This window comes from Chamaesiphon minutus PCC 6605, from assembly GCF_000317145.1.
GTDB lineage: Bacteria > Cyanobacteriota > Cyanobacteriia > Cyanobacteriales > Chamaesiphonaceae > Chamaesiphon > Chamaesiphon minutus.
On sequence record NC_019697.1, the window covers coordinates 210626 to 232124 of the forward strand.

Genomic DNA, 21499 nt, shown 5'->3' on the forward strand with positions numbered 1-21499 from the left:
CGTTAATGGCTCAAACTAGCTTCGATCGCGTAAACTGGCACATGGAGAAAATAGTTACGCTTGAATTGTTCTTCCTCGATCGCGGCGAAGAATTCTCGGACAGTAATTAACGAATACAGATCTAACTCGTTTCGTTCTTGCAGTTGAGATAACGTAATCGTAACCAAATTAGTTTGGTTATTTAACGACACATCAAAACCAATTTCTACTAGCGCATCTAAACCCAGCCGCATCGCTCGATCGCTAATGTTGAGACGAGAGCGCAATCGATATAAATTAATACTTTCGCAAGTCTGGATCGCGTATTTAGCAATACCAAGTAGCTGCTGAAGTATTTCGCTATTAGTAGCCAGATTGGTAGATTGATAATTAAGAGCTAGCTTACTGCTTGTTTGAATTGCTTGTTGACAATAGCATTGTAGCTCATCCCAATCGCTGGGACATTGCTTCACCCAGATAATTGGCTCGGAATCGATCGCGGCTGAATCGACCGATTCTTGACGAAAATCGAGTACTTTTAAATTAAATTGTCGATCGCTAAAATTCAGAGATTTATTATCGATCGCCGCCGGACGGACTTCGACTAGGCGGATTTCAAATCTTTTCTCATAGGAGTTAAAATCCAGTTCGACGATCGCGTCGCAATTTACGCGCGGAATCTCATGCTCGTAATGTCCCCACCAAATACCAGGGAAGCCTTTAGAGCTAGTAGCATCGAACAGCTCAAATTTTGTCCGAATATATTGAACTGTTTTACCTTTAAAGTCTTGAATATTGCGATTTTTGATATCTTTAAACTGACAATTTTTAATTAATAATTTAGGTACTGGATTGCCCATACCATAAGGTTCGAGCAATAGTAAATCTTCAAATAGCTCTCGTCCATTCGACACCTGAAGATCGGCTAAAGTAACGAGCAGATCTGTCGCGATCGATGGGGGTGGAATGGTACCGAGTTTCGCCTGTAACTGTTGGTTAATTGCTTCTGTAAATAGCGGAATATTATCTAGATCGATACTCATCCCCGCTGCGAAAGGATGTCCGCCAAAACTATTGAGTAAATGTGATTGAGAATTGACTAATTGATACAGGTCAATATTTTGAGTCGATCGCGCCGAACCTCTCGCAACTTTTACCTTTTCTTTACCCGCATCACCGTCGCTATTCGTACTCAATAAAATTGTTGGTTTTCCGTGTTCTTGAGCTACCTGTCCGGCAACCAAACCTAAGACTCCAGGCGACCAATTGCTATCTACTAAAACAATTACGGAAGTAGTAGATAAATCCAAATCGGACAATTTGCTCTGAACCTTGAGCGTCGTATTCTTTTGCAACTCCTTCCGGCGCGTATTTGCTAGTTCAGTTTCGGCGGCTAGCTCGTGACAGCGATCGACATCTTTACTAGTTAATAACTCTACCCCAAAACTAGCATCGCCATGTATCCGACTAATCGCATTAATACGTGGTGCAATTCCAAACGAAATATCTGTCGGTCGATCGCCATTGCGCTTACATAATTGTAATAACTTATGCACTCCCGGACGGAAACCATCGATATCCGGCTGATTTTGCTGCGTCAATCGCTTGATACCTTGCTGCGCCAAATAGCGACAATCGCCACTCAATTGCACCAAATCTGCAATCAACCCGATCGCAACTAAATCCAATAAGTACTCGACTGGTTGCTTCGGAATATCTGGCAAAGCTACATATAAAGCCTCGACTAACTTATACGCTACCGCCACCCCAGATAAATGAAATAATGGATGCTCGGACTCAAAATAACGTGGATTGATAATTGCCGTTACTGGCGGACGTTTTGCAGGCAAAGTATGATGATCGGTGACGATGACATCGACACCTAATTTAGTGGCATATTCAACTTCTTTAATATTCGTACTACCCGTATCGCAAGTAATAATTAGCGTAATTCCTTGTGCGGCTAATTTTTTAATCCCTGCCACATTCAACCCGTGAGATTCCTTCATGCGATCGGGAATATAATAACTAAGCCGTTCTCCCCGCGCGAAAAACTGCCCCAATCCATCCCAAAGTACGCTAGTCGCTGTTACTCCATCCGCATCAAAATCGCCCCAAATAGCCACCTTTTCGGCGTAAATGTAGGCTTTTTTCAATCTTTCTACCGCCGCCGTCATTTCCATCCCGAAGGCAAAGGGACTACTCGGCTGATATTTGTCACAATCCAAATATCCAGGTAACCGATCGATCTCTCTTAGCCCCCGCTGCCATAATAATTTCGCTGCGTATTTACCATTTACCGTCGGTTTACATTTCCGGATCGCTGCAATAAATTCAGGGGGAATTTCTATTTGGGGTGGTAATTGCCAATCTAGGATTGAGTTTGCCATCTTTGATGCGTATTATTGCCGATCGAGCGTTGGTTTATTAATTGTGAAGTAAAATCGCCAAATAAGTCATTGGAGTTAAAGAATATAATTGAAATAACAAAATTAATTATACTCAACTATGAATGTTAGCGACATTCGCGATCGAGGCGAATCACTCAACTACTTGTTTTTTTTGAGCGATCGAGCGATCCGTCAAGATTCGCTCGATTGCTTCATAATTTATTAGTTTAGATCGAGATAGTCCATGCAGATTACCGCTGCTGCACTCTTCCTCAATATCGATAATGATTGAATCGGGTTATCAAATTCGCTCCGCTCGGATTGAAGAATTACCACTGCTCGCTCCCATCGAACGAGCCGCAGCCGTGCTGTTTCTCGATACACGATATGCTTTTTTAGTAAATGCCGAGCCACTACCGCTAGACTTTGTGCAGCAACAATTTCGATTGGGACTGGTATGGGTAGCTGTGGATTTGCATCAAACAGTAGTCGGCCATGCCATCGCTCGTGAAGTCGATGAAACACTCTATCTTCAGCAAATAGATGTCGCTCCCGAACATGGACGCAAAGGGATTGGCTCGGCATTAGTGAATGCGATTTGCGATCGTGCAACACATCTGGGGTATCGGATCGTATCTTTATCCACCTTTCGAGATATTCCTTGGAATGCCCCTTTCTATGCCAAACTAGGGTTCTGCCCTGTTAGCGAAGCCGAGCTGACAACTGGTTTTCAACAGATTAGATTCAAAGAGGTTGAAGCTGGATTGCCTATCTCCGATCGAGTCATTATGTATCGCGTACTTTAGCCTGAAATTAAACGATGAGCAAGCCCTACAGTGTTACTTGACAATCTCACTTGCTAGGCTAGATTAGGATGATGTTGTAGTTTAGAATAGACGCGATAGTAAAAACGTTCTAAATATAGGTTGTGTCGATGGCTGTACCTACCCTGACGATATCCGGCAAAGTTTTGGGCAAAAGCCAAAATCTATTTACGAGCTGGCAGATGTCTTTGCCAGAGCAGTCGCTGACATTGGCAGAATTACTCGCACAGATCGTGCGATCGGAAGTTGGTGCATTTCAAGCTAGGCAAACAGAACGAAGATCGATCGAAGTATTGGGAATACTTGATATTGAAGCTGGAGTTGCACTGGGTAAAATCGGTAGCGGTGGTAGCGATCTCGATCGGGTGGTGGATGTGGGGGGTGCGATCGACAATGCCCTGCAAGCCTTTAAAGATGGGTTTTACCTCGTATTTATCGACGACAATCAGCAAGAGGATTTGAAGGCGATTGTGAATCTGACAGCCAATTCTGAGCTGCTGTTTCTTCGTCTGACTCCTTTGGTTGGTGGGTAGGTTTCGGAGAATGCCTGCGATTGAAATCGCGGCTCACGATCCGAAGTCCGCCTACGCGGACTAAATCAAATATCCTAGTCCACCTAAGCGGACTATGCATTCCGAGCGGCGGTTTCAACCGCTGAGGTCATTACTGAGGCCATAACTTACGCCACTATCATTATTATGCTTAACTCCGAGATCGCCCAAGCTCGCCTCAAAGAATACCAAATCACCGACTGGCAACCCACCCGCCTCGCCCAACTGCTAAAACTACCAGCCAAACTCAGATCGATCGGGTGTGGTATTTTCGGTCATGACGACAAAGGCAAACCATTCAAACGCGATGAATCTGCTGTCTCGATCGAGTCTAGCAGCAAAGCTTTAGGCGACTTAAAACCTCAAGATCGACTCAAAATATTTACCATCCTTTTCCCCCAGTTCGCGCCAACCGTCGAAGCCACTTGGCAAGGCTTCGCCAATTTGACGTATCCAATGGGCTACAACCGCCGCTCCTTCCGCGCACCCACAATAGATGCCTATAGCCAGAAACGCAACTGGTGGTTTCAACGCCTGTTAGATGTGGTTAAGGGCTACGATGTCGATTTGCCCTGGCTGGCTAGTTGGTGTCCCTATTTTGGCTATTATGGGGACATTTTGGGCTATTTATTTGCCATCGCCATCAATGCTGACGATGCAGTTGGGCAAGAGGTGTTCGATATTCTCATCGCTTCAGCCAAGGGCGAACATGAAATCGGCGCGATGGGGCGACATGTAACTCGATCGCTCTTGCTCGCAAATCGTCCAGAAGGGTGGGAATTTGTCGAAAAGCTCTTAGTTGCCGCCCAGCGTCAAGAAGGGCTGCGCCAGACGATTTTGGAGAGCGTAGATGAGGCACATCCGATCGCCTATCAGCGGATGTTAAAGCTGATTTTGGATGAAAATTTGATTCGGTTTGCAGCGACATTAAGAGCGGTGGATGTCTGGTTTGGGTTCGATTTGGACGTATTGCAGGAGAAGCAAGCGCGGGCAATTATCGCGCAAGTTTTGGAGTTTCTCACCGATGCCCAACAGCAACAAGCCGCCCTCGCCAGCGATGACGCACAGACGGTATATTTGGCTCTCTGGTCGATCGCGTTTACAGATGCACTCCAAGCGATCGAAGTTGCCAAAACCCTCCTTCAGCACCATGAAGCCAGCCATCGGTTAGTAGCGATTCACTGTCTCAAGCAACTCGATCTACATACAGCCCGATTGGTAATCTTAAGTGCGATCGAAGATGCTGACGATCGAGTAGCTTCGTTGGCAATCCAGGCGATTAGCTATCCCACTCCAGAATTCGTGACTGCCGCGCCAGATATATTCGATCGACTCGTGGCTATTTTCCCCCGTTGGGCGGTTAAATCCAAGCAATTACCCCCACTGGTTTGGGAGTGGATGAAGCTGACTGTCGCCCAAGAAACGATCTTCCATACTTTGTATCGCTGGTTGGGCGATCGATCGCCCAAGTTGATGATTCCCTATCTATCTGCTGCTGAATCCTATCAACGGGCAACTATCGCCACCGATCTGGCGAAGATTCAGCCGTGGGATGAGGAAATTCGCAATACATTATTTAACCTGACTGGCGATGCTAGTAGCTATGTGCGCCAACAGGTTTTAGAAATACTCAAAAAATGTCAGATTGCCAAATCTGAAACTGCACATTTAATCGGTTTACTCACTCGTAAATCTAGCGATTTACGCCAAGGAATCCTCGGTTTATTACTCAAGCAAGCGGATGAAGATGCGATCGATTCTGCTCAAATCCTATTAGCAGCTAAGGATAAGTTACAGCGACAAGCTGGCTTGGAATTAGTGGCAGAATTAATCAAGGGAAATCGATTGGTAGCTGAATGTCAATCGATCGCGCAAACCTATCGATCTACGCGGGGCGATAAACTTACCACCGCAGAGACTCAACTACTGGAGCGGATTTTCGCACGCGAGTCGCAACCTGCAAGCTTGCGGGATGCGTTGGGTTTAGTCAATCTTGCCAATTTATACGTACCGGAACCATTAACTTGCACCAATCCCGTCGAAATAAATACGGCGGCGGCTAAAAGTACTTTAATCGCGATCGACGAATTAATCCATCAACATCGTCAAACCCCGATTCAAATCACAAATTATCAAGGCGAAATTGAAGAAGAATTACTTGGTAACGTAACTTGGAAATTTCCTTGGTTTCAAAAAGATCTATCTCCAACCGAAAATTTGGCGCGGCTGCCCTTAGCAGATGTGTGGGAAAACTGGTATCACAGCGATCGATCTAAAGATGAAGATGGTTTAGAACTAATTCGGGCGATCTCACCTCGCTATAAAACAGATGTGGAGTATTGCATAAGAACTGAAGAAAATGAAGATTTGGATAATAATATTGAGTCCCCATACAATCAGCTTCGCAGCATTTTCAAGACATCATTTGGTAAGATAGATCGAGATTTGCGCTATCCAGCATTAGTAAATAATATTGTTAGTTGGTTGTTATATCTTCACCCTCAGCCAAACGCAATCGATTTTTCTTTAAATCTACTCACAATGGTGTTGACGGCTGTAGACCCACTCGAATTACAACGCTCGATATCTCATCTGGTGACTGGCACAAGATATTTTGTAGCCTTCATCGGACAAGTCAATAGCTTCGCACGACGATGGAGCGATGTTAGCGAGAGACATTTTCGGCGGTGGTGGCAAATTGCTACTTGGCTCGACAATAGTATTTGGTATTTTATCTGTCGAGATAGAGCAATCTGTCTTGAGAATGTGGTGACTGCTTATCATTTTGGCTTGGCTAATATTGCAGATGTTACCTATTATTTATTGAGTGATTCTTCATCAGCATGGAGCGAAAGATTCGAGAAAGAATTACAACAGATGCCTGTTAACATAACCTACTCTAGAAATGATTTTTTTGCTCTGCAAAGGCTCACTCGGCGGAAATTATCGGATTTAGATCCAAAAATGAATATTGCGATCGAAGCTGCAAATTTATGTCGCGATCGCATTCTCGAAATTGAATGCCAACGGGGAGATTTACCCACGGCGGCGACAAATGCAGCACTGGCATTGAGATCGATCGAGGGTATTCCGACGATCGTTAAACTATTACAGAATTTAGATAATGCCACCTTCGTGCGTGGCTATACTTACGGCAACCAGAGCAAAGCCGCCGTGATGAGCCACTTGATGCGGATTAGTTTCCCCGCCAGTAACGATACGCCTGTAGAATTTGCCCGCCAAGTCAGAGCCGCGAAAATTAGTGAAGAGAAGCTGATTCAATTTGCCTTCTTTGCGCCCCAATGGGTGAATTATATCCAACAGGCGATCGATCTTCCTTGCTTTGCCGAAGGAGTCTGGTGGATTCACGCCCACACTAAAGATAATAATTGGTCGGTAGAACAGGATGTGCGGGAAATCTGGGTAGCGCAGATTGCCGAACGGACTCCGCTTTCGGCAGCTAGTCTCGTCGATGGAGCCGTGGATGTGGAATGGTTTGGGCGGGTTTATGCTACCTTAGGCGCAGAACGCTGGCAACAGTTGGATAAAGCCGCTCAATATGCCTCCAACGGTAGCGGGCATCAACGCGCCAAACAGTTTGCTAGTGCCATGTTAGGACAGATCGACAGGAAAGAATTACTCGATCGAATCGTTAAAAAACGCCACCAAGATTCCGTTCGCGCCCTCGGATTATGCCCCCTCGATACTGGCAAAAACCGCGAACCCGACATCCTGAAACGCTATCAAACCTTTCAAGAATTCCTCCGCACTAGCAAAAAATTCGGCTCCCAACGCCGCGCCAGCGAAAAACTCGCCGTCGAAATCGGCATGGAAAACCTCGCTCGCACCGCCGGATTCGCCGATCCGCAACGACTGCAATGGGCGATGGAAGCCGCCGCCATTGCCGATCTGGTCGATCGAGCGCAAGTAGTTTCGATCGAAGATACTACCGTCTCCTTGAGCATTACCACCACAGGCACCCCCGAAATTACCATTACCAAAGCCGGAAAAACTCTCAAAGCCATCCCCGCCAAACTGAAGAAAAACCCCGACATAGAGGCATTAGTCGATCGCAAACAATCGATCGTCAAACAAGCTTCCCGCATGAGACTGTCCCTCGAACAGGCAATGGAGCGCGGCGATGCCTTCACCAAGCAAGAACTCCAACAGCTCGCCCAGCACCCCGTCCTCGCACCGATGCTGCGCCAGCTAGTACTCATCGCCACTGCTGGTAACGAGATCGGCTACCTCGAACCCAACGGCACCGAACTAGTCTCGCCCAACGGCAAAGTCAAAATTACTGCCGAAAAATTCCGCATCGCCCATCCCCACGACCTCCTAGTCACCAAAGAATGGCATCTCTGGCAGCAAGAATGTTTTACCAGCGAACGCCAACAGCCCTTCAAACAAGTCTTCCGCGAACTTTATGTCGCAACTACCGCCGAACAAACTAAGACGGGTTCCAAACGCTACGAAGGGCATCAAGTCAACCCCCGTCAAGCGATCGCCCTATTCGGACAGCGCGGCTGGATCTCCTCCCCTGACGAAGGCTTGCGCCGTACCTTCCACCAAGAAGGCTTAATCGCCCTCGTCTCCTTTGCCAATGGCTACTACACCCCCCTCGAAGTCGAAGGCTTGACGATCGATCGACTCAACTTCTACAAACGCGACGAGTGGAAACCCCTGCCCCTGGCTGATATCCCACCCCGCATCTTCAGCGAAGTCATGCGCGATCTCGATCTCGTCGTCAGCGTCGCCCACATCGGCGGAGTAGATCCTGAAGCCAGTGCCTCAACCGTGGAAATGCGATCGAGCATCCTCCGCGAAACCTGTCGGCTAATGAAACTAAATAACGTCCAAATCCAAGGTTCTCACGCCCTCATTAACGGCGAAATCGGCACCTATTCGGTACATCTGGGCAGTGCGATCGTCCATCGTCAACCAGGCGGTGCGCTCTGCATTCTCCCCGTCAGTTCCCAACATCGCGGACGGTTATTCTTACCCTTCGTCGATGACGATCCGAAGACGGCAGAAATCATGTCGAAGGTGTTACTGTTGGCGAAGGATAAGGAAATTCAAGATCCGACAATTTTAGAGCAGATTTTGAATAAGTAGGATATGTAAGCTGGTATAGAAATAGCTCTTTCGATTTCAGTATTTTTAGTGAGGTTTGATTATGGATCGTGATGAACTTCGGCAGCGATACTCAAAAGGTAGAAAAAACTTTACGGGTTTAAATCTATCTGGTTTAGATCTCTGTTACCTTCAAATGCCCTGTGCTGATTTAAGCAACTCTAATCTCAGTAACACGAAACTTACATCAGCGAATTTGGAGGTTGCTAATTTAAGTAGAGTAAACCTAGAAAATGCAGATCTGAAGTGGATTAATATTGCGAGAGCTAATCTCAATCAAGCCAATCTTCGAGGTGTTAATATGTCAAGCCTGAATTTGGGAACGGCAAACTTAGAAGAAGCTAATCTAGAAGGAGCTAGTTTATTCAATATTAGACTAGGTGGTACTAACTTAACTGGAGCTAATTTAAGCAATACGGATCTGAAACGTGCTTGGCTTAATAAAGTCAGTTTACGAAATGCTAACTTGACAGGAGCAGATCTAACTGGTGCTAATCTTCAGGGATCTGACTTAACTGGTGCTAATTTAACCGATGCAAAATTTGATGGTGTTTGTTGGTTACAAGTTCAGATCGATCCGAGCTTACTTCCCGAAAAAGATGCTCTAATCTGGAGAATTAGCAATCAAGGGGTTGATAATTTACATAGTATCGATTTGAGTAATACAGATTTGCGAAGTGTAAACCTTCAAAATACAGATTTGAGTGACACAAATCTATGTAAAGCTAATTTACTATTCGCAAACTTGTCTGGAGCCAATTTGACTGGAGCAAATCTATCCAGCGCAAACCTTGCACAAGCAAATCTTACTAATACCAATCTCACAGATGTTAACTTAACAAATGCTCAACTATGTAAAACTAACTTTAGCTCTGCTAATTTCCAGAATATTCAATTCAATGGCACTTCGTTTTTCAATGCCAATCTTGTAGGTACGATTAACGTACCTCCATCCATATTATCAACTTCTATAATTCCTCTAAATCATCCTGACACACATCTACTAAATGAAATTCGTGACGTGACAGAAGAATTAACTTGTAGATCGGAGAAAGACGATCCTTATGAAATATTTATTTGGAATACGATCGACAAAGGTAAATTCACACTAGAGAAGCTACTTCGGGCGATTGCATATCTAATACCTACTAGTATTGATAATCTACAACGTATTTCTCCTGATACGGACAAGCTAACAAAAGCCTACCAATTTCTACTTAGTGCTATTGAAGAACAATTGACAGATATTGAACTATGGCAACTTGAAACTGAATCAATTGGAGATGTTTCTTATGCAAGACCATGTATTGTCATTGGTCGAACGCTCGATGGGGATTGGTTGGGAGTTACAACTCAGGTAATGTCAGTATTACAAATAGAAATTAACACAGATGAGAAGTTTTATGTAAACGATCGAGGTGCAGTAAAACCAGAGAATCAGAAATTGATTTCTATACTCGATCGAGTATTACCTGAAGCAAATAAGCTTTTACCTGACAGCGAAGCAACCGAGCAAATTATATGGTCATTAGCAGAAAACCGTGATGACATGCTTCAGAATTTACTTTTGTCAACTAAGCATTTTGGGGTAAAAGATATTAGGGGTGGCGAGTACTTATTTCAGAGAACAGATGTAGAAGATAATGAAGTGGATCGGCGTGAATCATTTGCAACACTAGTGATTGATAATTTAGATGACGTTCGTGTTTACTTTATTGGAGGGTGTAATGTAGATATTTACTTGTTGGGAAAAACTAAAAATCATGACTGGATTGGCATTCAGACAGGAGTAACATGGACTTAACTATTTGATGATTAGCTGAAATCGATCGAGTTTTACTCACGACCCCGATTTGGCTTGCAATCTACAAATCCGATTGCTTCACTATCCAAATATCCAGCTAGAGCAATCTCGATTACTGCCTCAACTGGAAAATTTATCTCGATTCGATAAGGCTCGATGTCTGGGCTAGTATGCAAATCTCTAGGTATAATTAGAGTAGTACCTCATAGATTATCATGAGTCCAGAACTAGAGCGGATTCTCAGCCAAGCTCAACAACTCGATCGGGAATCCCAAATTCAACTGATTAGCCGTCTCTCAAACCAAACTCAGCCACAACCAGAAGAGCCAATAGAGAATCCGTGGCTGGCTATTGCAGGTAGCCTATCGGACGATCCATTCTTTGACGACTATATTGCAGAGATCGAGCGTTATCGGCAAGAAGTGGATTCACAAGCAGAAAGCTCTGCCGCATGAATCGTTATATTCTCGATACCGACCATCTCACCTTACTAAAACGCAATCATCCCGTTGTTAGAGCAAAGATTAGCTCGATTCCCCCAGCAGACATTTTTGTCACGATCGTCACAATTGAAGAACAATTGCGCGGTCGGCTGGCTGTCATTAGCAAAATTGCTAATCAACCAGAAAGATTCAGTATGGCTTACGATTATCTTTTCGACAGCTTTCAAGATTTTTATAATCTAAACTTACTAAGATTAGACCGAGTTGCCGCCGATTATTTTCAGCAGTTCAGAAAACAAAAAATTCGGATTGGCAGCCAAGATCTTAAAATAGCTAGTATCGCACTTTCTCAAAAAGCAACACTCCTAACTCGCAATTATAAAGATTTTATTCAAGTTCCAGGTTTATCGATCGAAGATTGGTCTGTCTAGAGATCGATCGAGTTTTACTCACGACCCCAATTTGCTCGGCCATTCACAAATCCGTTGGTTTTCGATCTACCCCACATTCCGCTAGTTCGATCGGCTAAAAAATAATAAGATCCACAATCCTGTCATATCATGCTTTCTAGCGATTTAGCCTCTTGATGGCGATCGAAAGCATATTCTCAATAGTCTTAGCTTATTGAGAATATAGTTGCTACGATCCAATGGCTTCGTTTTAATTATTTTTCGATCGCTTGGACTAGCGGAATGTGGGATCTACCGCAGGTAATCGCTTAACTATCCAAATATGCAGCTAGAGCCATCTTAACTACCGCCTCAACTAAAAAAATTATCTAGATCGATTCGACGCTCGATCGGAAGGCTATTCCCGCTGAGTTATACTGACAGTAAGACTTTAGACTTGTATTGTGGGATTTAACCTATGCCAAAAACAGTTTGGGCGACCTTTTCTCAGGGCAAAGTCGAACTGTCAGAACCGATCGCTATTCCTGAAGGAACGAGAATACTCGTAACGATCTTACCTGATGACGAGAGCGATTTCTGGCTCAAAGCTAGCCAAACCTCACTACCGACCGTTTGGGATAACGATGAGGATGACATCTATGCCCAATTACTCTAGAGATGAAATCATCTTAGTTTAGTATCCGAATCCAGGAAGATAACGATCGTGAAAATCGGAGTTAAGTTCAATCAATTAACTTTTGTAGAGTATCTTCAGGTTATTGAATATCATCAAAAATACACGGATTTTAATACATTAGGCTTGTATCGATCGATTCTCGAAAATGACAAGCTAGACTTGGTACAGAAAATTGCGGTGAGAAACTTAGCACACGAAAAGTTTCTGAAAACATTTGAATTTTTACAACTTAAAGATCCATATATATACATTCAAGTATCTACTTTAGGCCAAACATTGACTGTTGCTGACGAACACCAACTGTGGCAAAATGTTCGCATTAATCAAGAAAAAATTCTCAAAGATAAAAAAATTAAACATCGCAATTTTGGAAATTATTCAAAACATGATTGCGGCTATGATGATTGTCCTTACAATGGAGTAATGATTCGCCAAGGTGGTTTTCTCTCAGAATCTACAATTCGCTTTGATTCAGACAATCATCGGTGGGCAAAAGAATTAAAAGCCCGCAGAGATGCGGCCTCAAAGCGAAACTTTAGAGATAATCAAGCCGAAAGAGCCGATCTACTTACGACAGAGTGAGATTCCTGACTTTTTCAAAAAGTCAAGAATCTAGTAGTGCCGATATTGTTAACTATTTGCTCTTAGCTTCTAGATTTTCCAGGCGACCTTTTAATTCTTGATTAGTTTTTTTGACTTCTTCTAACTCCTCGCGTAATTGTTTCACCGCTCCATCCGTACCGATTTTCTTCTGAACTTTTTGTACCCCTTCATCAGCCATGCGTTTGACGCGTCCGTCGGGACTGTGAGCGGCTAAACTTTGTAATACCCCGATCGCTTTGACGGTTTCCATCTGGCTCAAACCACCAACGACGGCGACTTGAGTCAGGAAAAATGACTCGCGGGAGAGTTCGGATAACTTCTCGACAATAGTATTCAGATTTAGCTCTGATTGACCTTGAGAAATCGCTCCCAGGGCACGAATTGAGGGTAAACGGAGTGGTTGAGGTACGCCCGGTTTGACGTATTCTAGGATGGTTTTAAGGGCGGTTTCAGAATCGGTCATTTTGCTCAAACCACCGATCGCACCAGCACGGACGACTTCATTCCAGCCAGAGCGAGTATTGAGTACTTCGGTGAGCAGGTTAATTGCTTCTTCCTGCTTGTCTTTGAGGCTGGCGGTAGTCATCCCACCGAGAGCGCGACAGGCGGCGGCTTCAACGTAGTAGCTAGCATCGCCAGCTTCGACGAGCTGTTTAATTGCGGCGTAGGTTTCGGGCGTTTTAATGTTACCCAATTCATCGACGATCGCGCGGCGGACGAAGGCATCTTCATCACCAATTGCGGCAACTAGATTAGTGACGGCGAGATCGAGTTTAATCGTCGCTAATTGTTGCGCGGCTTCGAGTCGGACAGCCCAGAATTTTTCAGTGGCGAGACATTCAGTTAAAGCATTGACGGCTTCGAGGTTGCCTTTTTTGGCGATCGCTTCTGTAGCGTAGATCCGCGAAATCGGGTCGAGATCTGACTTAAGCTGTGCTTTGAGTTCTGGAAGCGGGTATTCGAGGGTGACGGTTTTTAAATAGTTATTACCCACGTCGAAGCTGATGAAATCGGGTTTAGTTTCAAGCGGAAAATAGAGAACTTGTTCTTTTTCGTAGACGCGAATTTTGGTGACTTTGACATCGGCGACACCATCTTTGACATAACCAAAGCCAATCGGGATTTTCAGATCGAATAAATCATTTGTGAGCGTATGCACGCCCTCTTTAGCTTGGGTTTGAGTAACTGTCAGCTTGGCTAACTTACTATCGCCATCCCAACTGTAAGCCACCTTATAATCTGGATGTCCGCCGCGATAGACATATTGATCGAATAAGAAGGCTAAATTTCGTCCGGTAGCTTTATCGATCGCGCGTAAGACATCGATCGTTTCGACAGTTTTGTGGGCGTTATCGCGCACGAAAGTATGGACGAATCGATCGAATAACTCGTCGCCTAATTCTGCCCGAATCATGTGATAGACACAAGCACCTTTTTCATACAGATGTCGGTCGTATAATTCGATCGCTTCTCGATAGATATTAGTGACGATCGGACGCCGATAACGGCTGCTATCTTCACTTAAATAATTACGCGCTTCACCAAGTAAATAATACGCGGCTTCATCTTTGTCATACTCATATTCTGTCCATAACACCTCACAATAAGAAGCCATTCCTTCTTTAATCCAAGCGTGCGACCAGTGCTTAATGACTACCAAATCGCCGAACCATTGGTGCGCCAGTTCGTGAGCTACTAAACTCTCGGTATTAAAGTTATCTAAAGATGCGCGTTTGTCTAGCAAACAACGATCCATTAATAATGTTGTCGAAGTATTTTCCATCCCGCCAAAGATGAAATCAGCAACGCAAACTTGAGCGTATTTAGGGAAAGGATAGGGATAACCAAACTTCTCACTAAAGAACTCAATCATCTGAGGCGTTTTCCCCATACTCAGCTTCGCCGATTCTTCCAGTCCTTTTTCGACATAATAAGTAACTGGTTTGCCATTCCAACTATCGGCAATCTCTGAGAACCTGCCTACCGCCAACGTCATCAAATATGTTGGATGGATTTCCTTCTGCATCCACTGATAAACTCGGTCTTCACCGAACATGGTCTGCTCGACTAATTCACCATTAGAAATTGCCATAAAATCTTTCGGTACCTGCACCCGAATTGCCGAAGTAGCCAGTTGTCCAGGATAATCGAAACAGGGGAACCAAAACCGCGAATCTTCATCTTCGCCCTGTGTCCATACCTGCGTAGGTTTGTCGGGATAATGTTCGTCAGGCTGAATGAAATACATCCCACGCTGTGGGTTTTCTACACCATAATAAATAATTAAATCTAAGATTTTGCCAGCGATAACATCGACCTTGACAGGAATATGTAATAATTCCCCATCATAATTAAACGCGCAATCGGTACCGTCAATTTCCACCCGATCGATCTTCAGATCCACCGCATCGAGCGTCAATGATTCGATCGCATTCCGCACCGGATTGAGCCGAATCGCACAAGTACCAGTAAAACTGCGATTGGGAATGTCCAGCACCAAATCCAAGCTGATATGCTCGACTTGTCCGGGTCGATCGGGATTATAATGAGGGCGCGAGCCAGGTAACTGAAAGGATTTGTGTCCGTTATTCTCATCAAGATGGCTGTAGGGCATAATAGATTCTATAATCCTGTTTGGATATCTAAGGCTATATCTTAAATTATGACGCTCAAAGACTTAGAATCCCAATTGTTAGCCCTGACTCCCGCCGAAAAACACCGCGCGATCGAGTTATTGACTCAAAGTTTAGCCAGCACCCAGCCAGAAATCGCCCCACCTCCAGAAATTAGCAGTGTTGAAGCCTGCATCGCCAATACCAAAATTGCCATCTGGGAGCTAGTCAACGCCCAGGATCTCGGCTGTAGCGATCGAGACTTGCTGAAAATGTATCCGCAGCTTACTCAGAGCGATTTAGACACCGCCTGGGAGTATGCAGACGCACATCCTGAAGAGATTAGACTGGCTTTACTAGCGATCGATGAGTAATTGGTTTTTAAAAACGTATACTTGTAATCCAATTAATCGAGTCAGCATATATAGAAATAGAAGAGGAAGAAGACTAATGCAATATCCAATTGTAATTTATCCTTGTGAAGAAGGTGGATATGTTGCCGAAGTTTCAGCACTGAAAGGCTGTTTGGCACAAGGAGAAACCTTAGATGAAGTTCTCAACGAGTTGAAAATTGTGACCGATTTGTGGATGGAAACAGCCGAAAAATATGGTCAAAAGTTACCAGATGTGGCAGACTCGATCGAAAAGATGAAAGCCTTGAGTAATTAGCGATCGAGACTTGCTGCAATTTAGACACTGCCTGGGAGTAAGCAGACGCACATTCTGAAGAGATTAGACTGGCTCTATAAGCGATCGATGAACGATCTCTAGTTTTTAAAAACGTATATGACACTCAAAGAATTAGAGTCTCAATTACTAGCATTGACCTCATCTGAAAAAGAACAAGCCATTCAATTATTGGCTCAAAGCTTAGGTTCTATTAGAACTGGAGTTGAAAAAACTCCAGGAATCTGTGGCGGAAATGCTAGAATTGTTAATACTAGAATTACTGTCTGGGGGCTAGTCAATGCCAAAGAGATCGGTTATAGCGATGGCGATTTACTGCAAAGTTATCCACAGCTCAACGCGATCGATCTAGTAAATGCGTGGAATTATGCTAAAGCTCATCCTGATGAGATTGTGCTAGCCATTCAGGAAAACGAGATAGCTTAATTGTATGGCACGCTTATATGCTGACGAACAATTCCCTTTTCCAGTAGTAGAATTTTTACGTTTATTAGGGCATGATGTTTTAACAGTGCAAGCAGCAGGCAAAGCCGGACAAAAAATTCACGATCCAGACGTTTTAGATTTTGCAACTGAAGAAAATAGAAGTGTTATTACTCTAAATCGGAATGACTTTATTCAACTACACAAGATTCGGCCCCATCATGCGGGCATTATTGTATGTTCCGACGATCGCAATTGGGAAGCTTTGGCAAATAGGATCGATCGAGCTATAAATGATGAGATATTAACCAATCGACTGATTAGAGTTAATCGTCTATAATTACATATCACTATCAAATCCAAAATTAAAATCCATTTCATCTATGCCAATAAATTTTAATTCTACCTGCCCAGGCCGTTCAACGTCCATAGTCTCTTCTGATAAGCTTATCTCTTGCCCATCCCAATTATTGTTCTCACCCTGATAAAAACCTATGGAAATCTCTGATAACATTGGCTCTTGTTGATACAAAATATTATTATTTTTACCTCGATAGACTTCACCATTTGGTAGTTTTATAGCCTCTCCGGGAATAGCCTCTCTACCATCAGGTTGAATATATTGGATATATTCTGTCCCGTCTATCTCGATCCTGTTGAATACTTTATATCTAATTCCATTAGGTGTTTGAAAAGATCCATCAGATTCCATACCTGTCATTCTTTCCGATTCTTCTTGAGGCATAACGAGACCAGTTAACTTGTCGGTCGTTAATTTGTAACGAATCCCTCCAGAGCTTTCATCATCTATGTCGATACATCCAGAATCTACACCAGGAGTCAAAGGTAAGTTGTCAAAATCTACTGGTGTTGGATAACTAGTCAAGAATCGTTCATAATTTAACATAAAGAATTACTATCAGTAATAATAGACAATCTAGAGAAATAAATTTGCTGGTAAATAACAAAAAAAATTGAGGTCATGTAATAGTTTTCAACGATTGGCGAAACTGCTTTACCAGATTATTCTTCCCGATCGATGTTGATAAACTGAGAAATCGTAAAATGTCTGCCGTCTGCAATCGTGGTAAAGCAAGGCTACTATCTCGGATGACATACTCATTCTCTACTAACTCATAAATAGTCAAAATTTGCCCATCATATCGCCAAATTTCTGTAACTTTGAGGGCGGCATAAATTGAAAATCGATCGAGAGAACTACTGGTAATATCGATTTCTACGGCCAAATCTGGTGGCGGTAGTTTTGCCAGATCGATTTGTGCGACACCTCGAACTATTGCCTCATTTTGGATGTAATAACACTGGTCTGGTTCGAGTCCTTTGGCGAGATCTTCTCGACTACAAGTTAGCGAACCCAGGCTGCGAATTTCTAGATTGAGTTCTTCTGTTGCCGCTTCGATGAGGCGACCGAGAATTTTTTTATAGGTTTCATGTGGCGCGAGCGGCATACGAATTTCGAGTGTGCCACGATCGTAAGTCAGTCTCATCGCAGGTTCTCGTTCAAAGTCAACGATTAGAGACTGATACGATTGCCAACTGATATTCTTTAAAACTACCCGATCGGGACTTTGGATGAGTGTTGCTGTCATAATTGCTTCCAAGGTAAATGGTCGCTGTAAATATTATACTTGCAACTTTATACCATTAATTAAGCCTTGGGAGACTATCTAGAGCCAACACCAATTACTAATGGCAGAGATTGTGGATGAACCCACTCCTCATTTCCATCCCAAGGCTCATGGTGACAATGATATCCATTAGCGGTATCGTCAGGAAAGTTAAACCAATCTGCAAAAGTTGTAAGTCTGTCACCATTACCTACGATCTCTAATTTGTCATCGATTGCCGATACTTTTACCGCTCCAACCTCACGGCGGATTGACAGAAACTGCAAGCAGCGATCGTATGGGACTGGATCGACATTTAATGTAGCTATAGTAGCTTCAACTCGATCGGACTCAACAAAGTCAATCATAAATTGGCAAACTTGCCGTAAACTTTCAGGCGTTCCGGATATGTCGGCATTCCCATAATCGGATTCACTATATACAATAGCGATCGACAGCCGATCTCGTTCGTTTTCTATTCTGGGTATCATTGCTATGTCTGAAATCGCCACTTCACCAACTGCTTCAGACATTAACACGATCGATTCCATTCTCGATCGAGCCATGCAAGGCGATGATATCTCCACTGTAGACGCACTTTTGCTGCTAACTCAAACCCATCCAGATATTATCGAGCGAATTAGACTTACAGCCGATAGGTTACGTCAAATCCAAGTTGGCGATACCGTCACCTATGTAATTAACCGCAATATCAACTTCACCAATATTTGCGAGCAGCACTGTAGTTTTTGTGCCTTTCGCCGCGATGAAGGGACAGACGGAGCTTTCTGGCTGAGTACCGAGCAGATTTTAGCAAAAGCCGCCGCCGCAGTAGAACTATCGGCGACAGAAATTTGTATGCAAGGTGGATTGCACCCAGGCGCGAAAATTGATGGTCGATCGTTGACTTATTATGTAGAGTTAGTCACCGCCATCAAAACCAGTTTTCCCCAGCTCCATCTCCATGCTTTTTCGCCGCAGGAAGTCGAATTTATCGCGCGCCAAGATGGATTGAGTTATGCGGATGTCATCATTGCCCTCCAACAAGCTGGCGTCGGTTCGATGCCAGGGACGGCGGCGGAAGTACTAGATGATGCGGTACGGCGGGTGATTTGTCCTGAAAAGATTGATAGTGCGACGTGGATTGAAATCGTCACTACCGCGCATCGATTGGGGATGCCGACCACTAGTACCATGTTAGCCGGACATATCGAAACACCCAGCCAGCAAATCGCTCATTTAGAGCAGTTAAAACAGATCCAAAAACAGGCGATTCGATCGAAATATCCAGCCCGCATTAGTGAATTTATTATTCTCCCCTTCGTTGGCGAATCCGCACCCGCGCCGCTCCGCAGTCGTGTCGGACGCGATCAACCGATTTTAGCTGACAATTTGTTACTAACTGCCGTCGCTCGAATTTTCTTGGGCAACTACATTCCCAATCATCAACCCAGTTGGGTCAAATTAGGTCTAGAAGGCGCGAAAACTGCTCTGATGTGGGGATGCAACGATTTGGGGGGAACGTTGATGGAGGAGCACATTACCACGATGGCGGGAGCTAAGGGGGGGACGTCTTTATCCGTGGACGATCTGCAAGGTGCGATTCGAGAGATCGATCGAAATTATCGCCAACGTAGTACTTTGTATGAAATCGTGGCGTTGCTGGATTCGGGGATGAAAAGCTAGAGATGGGAGCAGGGAGCGGGGAGAAAGAAATCTAAAAACAGAAAATCATACCTAAAATCAGCACCGTCGAAATTGTTAAATAATGGTGTTGTTTAGTTTGGGGCTGAAATCCGAAAGAACCCGCCTTAGCCATCCCCTTTTGCACCAATCAATCATTTTGGAGGGGGTTTGGGGGACGCAACCGTCACCCAACGGGGGGTCTGGGGGGATGTCGCCCCCCAGACCCGGGTTCCCCCCGCACCAGTAATCTTTGAAGTAAAAATGCCTTTTCTTGAATAGCCTGCAAGAGTGAAAACCGCTAAGATCGAGATTAGCGATGTTCTCACATAGAGGCTACGCCCAAAGATTACTCGGACAAAACATAGAGAACATGCGTTTAATTTTGATGACTGGCAAAGGTGGTGTGGGTAAAACCTCTGTCGCGGCGGCAACAGGATTGCGATGTGCCGAACTAGGTTATCGTACCCTCGTCCTCAGTACCGATCCCGCTCACTCCCTCGCCGATAGCTTCGATATGGAGATGGGACACGATCCGCGTGAAGTTCGCCCTAATTTGTGGGGTGCAGAACTAGATGCACTCAAGGAACTCGAAGGCAACTGGGGTGCGGTAAAACGCTATATCACCGACGTTTTGCAAGCGCGCGGGATGGAAGGCGTACAAGCTGAGGAATTGGCAATCTTACCAGGGATGGATGAGATCTTCGGACTGGTGCGGATGAAGCGGCACTTTGACGAAGGAATCTACGATGTGCTGATTATCGACTCGGCACCTACCGGAACTGCCCTGAGATTGCTGAGTTTGCCAGAAGTCGGCGGTTGGTATATGCGGAAGTTTTACAAGCCTTTACAGGCGGTTTCTGTCGCGCTCAGACCGTTAGTCGAACCATTCTTCCGACCAGTTGCGGGTTTCTCTTTGCCGAATAAGGAAGTGATGGATGCGCCCTATGAATTTTACGAGCAAATCGAGGCTTTGCAAAAGATCTTGATGGACAATACCGTCTCGTCGGTACGATTGGTCACCAATCCTGAAAAGATGGTAATTAAGGAATCGCTGCGCGCTCATGCTTATCTGAGTTTGTACAATGTTTCTACCGATTTAGTAATTGCCAATCGGATCATTCCAGCCACAGTTACCGATCCATTTTTCAAGACATGGAAGGAAAATCAAGAGAAGTATCGCCTGGAAATTCACGAAGATTTTCATCCGCTGCCAGTAAAAGAGGTGCCCTTATATACAGAAGAACTCTGCGGACTTGCCGCCCTCGATCGATTGAAGGAAACTCTGTATCGTGATGAAGATCCTAGCAAGGTTTATTATCAAGAAACGACCACCAAAATCGTGCAAGAAGGTAATAGCCTCTACAGTTTGGAGTTGTATTTACCAGGAATTGCCAAAGACCAAATTCAACTCAATAAAACTGGGGATGAATTGAATATCCGCATTGGTAACCACCGTCGAAATATGGTGTTACCGCAAGCTCTAGCCGCGCTCCAGCCCACTGGTGCGAAGATGGATGAGGATTATCTCAAAATCAAGTTCGCGTAATCGCGATCGATAGAAAAAATAGATAGAGATCGGCGATCTCTATCTATTTTTTTTGATAATAGGGAGTTTTACAAAATAGCTGTTGTAAAATCCAACGTATCGTC

At 44.3% G+C, this 21499-nt stretch carries 19 protein-coding genes; 14 read left to right on the forward strand and 5 right to left on the reverse strand.

Translation table 11 applies throughout. From position 1 onward, the window contains the following. Positions 1-2 precede the first annotated feature (2 nt). On the reverse strand, positions 3-2369 hold the full coding sequence (gene recJ / locus CHA6605_RS01035; RefSeq protein WP_015157693.1) for a single-stranded-DNA-specific exonuclease RecJ: 2367 nt from the start codon (positions 2367-2369) through the stop codon (positions 3-5). A 284-nt stretch (positions 2370-2653) separates the two neighbouring features. Between recJ and CHA6605_RS01040 the strand changes: the two genes are divergently transcribed. From CHA6605_RS01040 to CHA6605_RS01075, 8 genes are all read left to right on the forward strand, one after another. Then, a complete protein-coding gene (locus tag CHA6605_RS01040) occupies positions 2654-3175 on the forward strand; it encodes a GNAT family N-acetyltransferase (RefSeq protein ID WP_015157694.1) in 522 nt (173 codons plus the stop codon). Positions 3176-3303: 128 nt separating this feature from the next. After that, on the forward strand, positions 3304-3726 hold the full coding sequence (locus CHA6605_RS01045) for a hypothetical protein (RefSeq protein ID WP_015157695.1): 423 nt from the start codon (positions 3304-3306) through the stop codon (positions 3724-3726). Positions 3727-3891: 165 nt separating this feature from the next. Further along, the gene (locus tag CHA6605_RS01050; protein WP_015157696.1) at positions 3892-8859 is read left to right on the forward strand and encodes a DUF4132 domain-containing protein; all 4968 of its coding nucleotides are present in this window, start codon (positions 3892-3894) and stop codon (positions 8857-8859) included. 61 nt (positions 8860-8920) lie between these two features. Further along, entirely contained in the window at positions 8921-10681 is a 1761-nt protein-coding gene (locus CHA6605_RS31125) for a pentapeptide repeat-containing protein (protein ID WP_015157697.1), read from the forward strand. Positions 10682-10896: 215 nt separating this feature from the next. Then, positions 10897-11136 (forward strand): hypothetical protein, encoded by a 240-nt coding sequence (locus CHA6605_RS01060; protein WP_015157698.1) that lies wholly within the window; start codon positions 10897-10899, stop codon positions 11134-11136. Beyond that, a complete protein-coding gene (locus CHA6605_RS01065) occupies positions 11133-11555 on the forward strand; it encodes a type II toxin-antitoxin system VapC family toxin (protein ID WP_015157699.1) in 423 nt (140 codons plus the stop codon). The genes CHA6605_RS01060 and CHA6605_RS01065 overlap by 4 nt, the downstream gene beginning before the upstream one ends. 436 nt (positions 11556-11991) lie before the next feature. After that, positions 11992-12189: a DUF104 domain-containing protein gene (locus CHA6605_RS01070; protein WP_015157700.1), complete on the forward strand. Its 198-nt coding sequence runs from the start codon at positions 11992-11994 to the stop codon at positions 12187-12189. 48 nt (positions 12190-12237) lie between these two features. Then, positions 12238-12792, forward strand: a complete 555-nt coding sequence (locus tag CHA6605_RS01075) for a hypothetical protein (RefSeq protein WP_015157701.1) — start codon at positions 12238-12240, stop codon at positions 12790-12792. Between the two features lie 52 nt (positions 12793-12844). Here the strand turns inward: CHA6605_RS01075 and CHA6605_RS01080 are convergent, their stop codons facing one another. Continuing rightward, positions 12845-15427 carry a M1 family metallopeptidase gene (locus CHA6605_RS01080; protein WP_015157702.1) on the reverse strand — a complete coding sequence of 861 codons (2583 nt, stop codon included), beginning with the start codon at positions 15425-15427 and terminating at the stop codon, positions 12845-12847. A 48-nt stretch (positions 15428-15475) separates the two neighbouring features. Here CHA6605_RS01080 and CHA6605_RS01085 point away from each other — a divergent pair, with 48 nt between their 5' ends. From CHA6605_RS01085 to CHA6605_RS01100, 4 genes are all read left to right on the forward strand, one after another. Then, positions 15476-15799 (forward strand): DUF433 domain-containing protein, encoded by a 324-nt coding sequence (locus tag CHA6605_RS01085; RefSeq protein WP_015157703.1) that lies wholly within the window; start codon positions 15476-15478, stop codon positions 15797-15799. A 76-nt stretch (positions 15800-15875) separates the two neighbouring features. Continuing rightward, a complete protein-coding gene (locus CHA6605_RS01090; protein WP_015157704.1) occupies positions 15876-16094 on the forward strand; it encodes a type II toxin-antitoxin system HicB family antitoxin in 219 nt (72 codons plus the stop codon). A gap of 117 nt (positions 16095-16211) precedes the next feature. Continuing rightward, a complete protein-coding gene (locus tag CHA6605_RS01095) occupies positions 16212-16538 on the forward strand; it encodes a DUF433 domain-containing protein (RefSeq protein WP_015157705.1) in 327 nt (108 codons plus the stop codon). 4 nt (positions 16539-16542) lie between these two features. Next, a complete protein-coding gene (locus tag CHA6605_RS01100; RefSeq protein ID WP_015157706.1) occupies positions 16543-16875 on the forward strand; it encodes a DUF5615 family PIN-like protein in 333 nt (110 codons plus the stop codon). On the opposite strand, the gene CHA6605_RS01105 is transcribed toward CHA6605_RS01100, so the two are convergent. The 3 genes from CHA6605_RS01105 to CHA6605_RS01115 all read right to left on the reverse strand — a co-directional run bounded on the left by CHA6605_RS01105 (position 16876) and on the right by CHA6605_RS01115 (position 18696). Continuing rightward, positions 16876-17442, reverse strand: a complete 567-nt coding sequence (locus CHA6605_RS01105; RefSeq protein ID WP_015157707.1) for a hypothetical protein — start codon at positions 17440-17442, stop codon at positions 16876-16878. A 73-nt stretch (positions 17443-17515) separates the two neighbouring features. After that, positions 17516-18145, reverse strand: coding sequence for a Uma2 family endonuclease (locus tag CHA6605_RS01110; RefSeq protein ID WP_015157708.1), 630 nt, complete (start codon positions 18143-18145; stop codon positions 17516-17518). A gap of 74 nt (positions 18146-18219) precedes the next feature. Beyond that, positions 18220-18696, reverse strand: coding sequence for an Imm32 family immunity protein (locus tag CHA6605_RS01115; RefSeq protein ID WP_157259701.1), 477 nt, complete (start codon positions 18694-18696; stop codon positions 18220-18222). Between CHA6605_RS01115 and cofH the strand changes: the two genes are divergently transcribed. Together cofH and CHA6605_RS01125 are read left to right on the forward strand one after the other, a co-directional pair. Next, positions 18659-19849: a 7,8-didemethyl-8-hydroxy-5-deazariboflavin synthase subunit CofH gene (cofH, locus tag CHA6605_RS01120; RefSeq protein WP_051038633.1), complete on the forward strand. Its 1191-nt coding sequence runs from the start codon at positions 18659-18661 to the stop codon at positions 19847-19849. The two genes, CHA6605_RS01115 and cofH, sit on opposite strands and share 38 nt — an antisense overlap. 370 nt (positions 19850-20219) lie before the next feature. Beyond that, positions 20220-21395 (forward strand): TRC40/GET3/ArsA family transport-energizing ATPase, encoded by a 1176-nt coding sequence (locus CHA6605_RS01125; protein WP_041547415.1) that lies wholly within the window; start codon positions 20220-20222, stop codon positions 21393-21395. Positions 21396-21499 lie beyond the last annotated feature (104 nt).

Coding starts and splice junctions, on each gene's coding strand:
- recJ (WP_015157693.1), bottom strand. CDS start 2,369: ATGGCAAACTCAATCCTAGATTGGCAATTACCACCCCAAATAGAAATT.
- CHA6605_RS01040 (WP_015157694.1), top strand. CDS start 2,654: ATGATTGAATCGGGTTATCAAATTCGCTCCGCTCGGATTGAAGAATTA.
- CHA6605_RS01045 (WP_015157695.1), top strand. CDS start 3,304: ATGGCTGTACCTACCCTGACGATATCCGGCAAAGTTTTGGGCAAAAGC.
- CHA6605_RS01050 (WP_015157696.1), top strand. CDS start 3,892: ATGCTTAACTCCGAGATCGCCCAAGCTCGCCTCAAAGAATACCAAATC.
- CHA6605_RS31125 (WP_015157697.1), top strand. CDS start 8,921: ATGGATCGTGATGAACTTCGGCAGCGATACTCAAAAGGTAGAAAAAAC.
- CHA6605_RS01060 (WP_015157698.1), top strand. CDS start 10,897: ATGAGTCCAGAACTAGAGCGGATTCTCAGCCAAGCTCAACAACTCGAT.
- CHA6605_RS01065 (WP_015157699.1), top strand. CDS start 11,133: ATGAATCGTTATATTCTCGATACCGACCATCTCACCTTACTAAAACGC.
- CHA6605_RS01070 (WP_015157700.1), top strand. CDS start 11,992: ATGCCAAAAACAGTTTGGGCGACCTTTTCTCAGGGCAAAGTCGAACTG.
- CHA6605_RS01080 (WP_015157702.1), bottom strand. CDS start 15,427: ATGCCCTACAGCCATCTTGATGAGAATAACGGACACAAATCCTTTCAG.
- CHA6605_RS01085 (WP_015157703.1), top strand. CDS start 15,476: ATGACGCTCAAAGACTTAGAATCCCAATTGTTAGCCCTGACTCCCGCC.
- CHA6605_RS01090 (WP_015157704.1), top strand. CDS start 15,876: ATGCAATATCCAATTGTAATTTATCCTTGTGAAGAAGGTGGATATGTT.
- CHA6605_RS01095 (WP_015157705.1), top strand. CDS start 16,212: ATGACACTCAAAGAATTAGAGTCTCAATTACTAGCATTGACCTCATCT.
- CHA6605_RS01100 (WP_015157706.1), top strand. CDS start 16,543: ATGGCACGCTTATATGCTGACGAACAATTCCCTTTTCCAGTAGTAGAA.
- CHA6605_RS01105 (WP_015157707.1), bottom strand. CDS start 17,442: ATGTTAAATTATGAACGATTCTTGACTAGTTATCCAACACCAGTAGAT.
- CHA6605_RS01110 (WP_015157708.1), bottom strand. CDS start 18,145: ATGACAGCAACACTCATCCAAAGTCCCGATCGGGTAGTTTTAAAGAAT.
- cofH (WP_051038633.1), top strand. CDS start 18,659: ATGTCTGAAATCGCCACTTCACCAACTGCTTCAGACATTAACACGATC.
- CHA6605_RS01115 (WP_157259701.1), bottom strand. CDS start 18,696: ATGTCTGAAGCAGTTGGTGAAGTGGCGATTTCAGACATAGCAATGATA.
- CHA6605_RS01125 (WP_041547415.1), top strand. CDS start 20,220: ATGCGTTTAATTTTGATGACTGGCAAAGGTGGTGTGGGTAAAACCTCT.